The 374-nt window shown below is 67.9% G+C and carries 1 protein-coding gene; it reads left to right on the top strand.

Translation table 11 applies throughout. The annotated features are described in order from the left end of the window. Window positions 1–159 precede the first annotated feature (159 nt). A partial coding sequence (locus tag KSY82_RS10270; protein WP_217751135.1) for a dTDP-4-dehydrorhamnose 3,5-epimerase family protein occupies window positions 160–374 on the top strand: 215 nt, incomplete at its 3' end.

Here is a 374-nt window from a genome sequence, read left to right as displayed (position 1 = left end):
CCAGCGCGAGCTGGGCTGGAGGCCGGCCCACACCGACTTCGCCGAGGGCCTGAAGGCCACCATCGACTGGTACGTCGCCAACGAGTCCTGGTGGCGCCCGGCCAAGGAGGCCACCGAGGCCCGTTACCGCGCACAGGGCCAGTAGGAGGGGAGAGAGACATGGCAGACATCGCATTCGAGAAGGACCTCTCCGTCGCCGAGACCGGCATCGTGGGCCTCAAGGTCGTCGACCTCGCCGTCCACGGCGACTCGCGCGGCTGGTTCAAGGAGAACTGGCAGCGCGCCAAGATGACCGCCCTGGGCATCCCCGACCTCAGGGTCGTCCAGAACAACATCTCCTACAACGACAGCCGCGGCGTCACCCGCGGCATCCA

The organism is Collinsella aerofaciens, from assembly GCF_019131995.1.
Lineage (GTDB): Bacteria > Actinomycetota > Coriobacteriia > Coriobacteriales > Coriobacteriaceae > Collinsella > Collinsella aerofaciens_S.
Note: the sequence above shows the minus strand (reverse complement) of the source record. Positions and strands in the feature narration are given on the sequence as shown.